Here is a 2846-nt window from a genome sequence, read left to right on the forward strand (position 1 = left end):
GTGGCGAGGGACAACAGTTGGAAACGACTGCTAATACCTCATAAAGTTGAGAAACCAAAGCATGGGATCTTCGGACCATGTGCCATTTGATGAACCCATATGGGATTAGCTAGTTGGTGGGGTAAAAGCTCACCAAGGCGACGATCTCTAGCTGGTCTGAGAGGATGACCAGCCACACTGGAACTGAGACACGGTCCAGACTCCTACGGGAGGCAGCAGTGGGGAATATTGCACAATGGGGGAAACCCTGATGCAGCCATGCCGCGTGTATGAAGAAGGCCTTCGGGTTGTAAAGTACTTTCGGTGATGAGGAAGGTGTTGTATCTAATAGGTGCAACAATTGACGTTAATTACAGAAGAAGCACCGGCTAACTCCGTGCCAGCAGCCGCGGTAATACGGAGGGTGCGAGCGTTAATCGGAATGACTGGGCGTAAAGGGCATGTAGGCGGATGATTAAGTTAGGTGTGAAAGCCCTGGGCTCAACCTAGGAATTGCACTTAAAACTGGTTATCTGGAGTATTGTAGAGGAAGGTAGAATTCCACGTGTAGCGGTGAAATGCGTAGAGATGTGGAGGAATACCGGTGGCGAAGGCGGCCTTCTGGACAGATACTGACGCTGAGATGCGAAAGCGTGGGGAGCAAACAGGATTAGATACCCTGGTAGTCCACGCTGTAAACGATGTCGATTTGGAGTTTGTTGCCTTGAGTGATGGGCTCCGAAGCTAACGCGATAAATCGACCGCCTGGGGAGTACGGCCGCAAGGTTAAAACTCAAATGAATTGACGGGGGCCCGCACAAGCGGTGGAGCATGTGGTTTAATTCGATGCAACGCGAAGAACCTTACCTGGTCTTGACATCCATAGAATTCTGCAGAGATGTGGAAGTGCCTTCGGGAGCTATGAGACAGGTGCTGCATGGCTGTCGTCAGCTCGTGTTGTGAAATGTTGGGTTAAGTCCCGCAACGAGCGCAACCCTTATCCTTTGTTGCCATCGATTAGGTCGGGAACTCAAAGGAGACTGCCGTTGATAAAGCGGAGGAAGGTGGGGACGACGTCAAGTCATCATGGCCCTTACGACCAGGGCTACACACGTGCTACAATGGCGTATACAAAGGGAGGCGACCTCGCGAGAGCAAGCGGACCTCATAAAGTACGTCTAAGTCCGGATTGGAGTCTGCAACTCGACTCCATGAAGTCGGAATCGCTAGTAATCGTGAATCAGAATGTCACGGTGAATACGTTCCCGGGCCTTGTACACACCGCCCGTCACACCATGGGAGTGGGTTGCACCAGAAGTAGATAGCTTAACCTTCGGGAGGGCGTTTACCACGGTGTGGTCCATGACTGGGGTGAAGTCGTAACAAGGTAACCGTAGGGGAACCTGCGGTTGGATCACCTCCTTACGAAGTGCTCGTAAGTGTTCACACAGATTGTTTGTTTAGAAAAGAGTCACTTTATTGGGTCTGTAGCTCAGGTGGTTAGAGCGCACCCCTGATAAGGGTGAGGTCGGTGGTTCAAGTCCACTCAGACCCACCAATTCAACTTAATTCTGCGATATAAACGCAAGCGTAGGTGATGAAACAGCATTACTTAGCACAGAGCGAGCTACGTTAAGCGAATTGGGGAAACAGATGAAGTGAATTATTGGGGCTATAGCTCAGCTGGGAGAGCGCCTGCCTTGCACGCAGGAGGCCAGCGGTTCGATCCCGCTTAGCTCCACCATTAAAGTTATCTCTTTTCAGAATAATTATCTTTGTGTTTACTTTAATTGAGTAGACAGAAAGATAAAGCTCTTTAACAATTAGGAACAAGCTGAAAGAAACGAGTTCTCGTTTTTGCGGCATGCTGATATATGAAGATATGTTAGTTTGCAGTAAGAAAGAGAAAGAAAAGCGTAATGAAAACCAAGACAACTGTGAGTTGTAAGGTTAAGAAATTAAGCGTACACGGTGGATGCCTAGGCATTTAGAGGCGAAGAAGGACGTGTTAATCTGCGAAAAGCGACGGTGAGCCGATAAAAGGCGTTATAGCCGTCGATGTCCGAATGGGGAAACCCAGTGTGGGTAACTGCACTATTGCTTGATGAATACATAGTCAAGTGAGGCGAACCGGGAGAACTGAAACATCTAAGTACCCCGAGGAAAAGAAATCAACCGAGATTCCCCGAGTAGCGGCGAGCGAAAGGGGAGGAGCCCAAAGTGGGAAGCATCATGAGTTAGTGGAAGCGTCTGGAAAGTCGCACGACAGAGGGTGAAAGTCCCGTACACGAAGGCACATGATGTGGAAGCTTGAAGAGTAGGGCGGGACACGTGATATCCTGTCTGAATATGGGGGGACCATCCTCCAAGGCTAAATACTCCTAAATGACCGATAGTGAACCAGTACCGTGAGGGAAAGGCGAAAAGAACCCCGGGAGGGGAGTGAAATAGACCCTGAAACCGTGTACGTACAATCAGTGGGAGCGTATATCATTGGATATATGTGACTGCGTACCTTTTGTATAATGGGTCAGCGACTTATATTCTGTAGCAAGGTTAACCGAATAGGGGAGCCGAAGGGAAACCGAGTATTAACTGTGCGAAAAGTTGCAGGGTATAGACCCGAAACCCGGTGATCTAGCCATGGGCAGGTTGAAGGTTGGTTAACACTAACTGGAGGACCGAACCGACTAATGTTGAAAAATTAGCGGATGACCTGTGGCTGGGGGTGAAAGGCCAATCAAACCGGGAGATAGCTGGTTCTCCCCGAAAGCTATTTAGGTAGCGCCTCATGAGTGACTGTTGGGGGTAGAGCACTGTTTCGGCTAGGGGGCCATCCCGGCTTACCAACCCGATGCAAACTCCGA

Annotated in this window: 2 tRNA genes and 2 rRNA genes; all 4 read left to right on the forward strand. The window is 49.7% G+C overall.

Going from position 1 to position 2846, the window contains the following annotated elements:
- A 16S ribosomal RNA gene (locus A9G11_RS00025) occupies window positions 1–1404 on the forward strand; the annotation flags it as partial.
- A 56-nt stretch (window positions 1405–1460) separates the two neighbouring features.
- Window positions 1461–1537, forward strand: a tRNA-Ile gene (locus tag A9G11_RS00030).
- A 110-nt stretch (window positions 1538–1647) separates the two neighbouring features.
- Window positions 1648–1723: transfer RNA gene (locus tag A9G11_RS00035), tRNA-Ala, on the forward strand.
- 204 nt (window positions 1724–1927) lie between these two features.
- Window positions 1928–2846: ribosomal RNA gene (locus A9G11_RS00040) — 23S ribosomal RNA — on the forward strand; the annotation flags it as partial.

Source organism: Gilliamella sp. wkB108, assembly GCF_001690195.1.
GTDB classification, from domain to species: Bacteria; Pseudomonadota; Gammaproteobacteria; order Enterobacterales; family Orbaceae; genus Gilliamella; species Gilliamella apicola_L.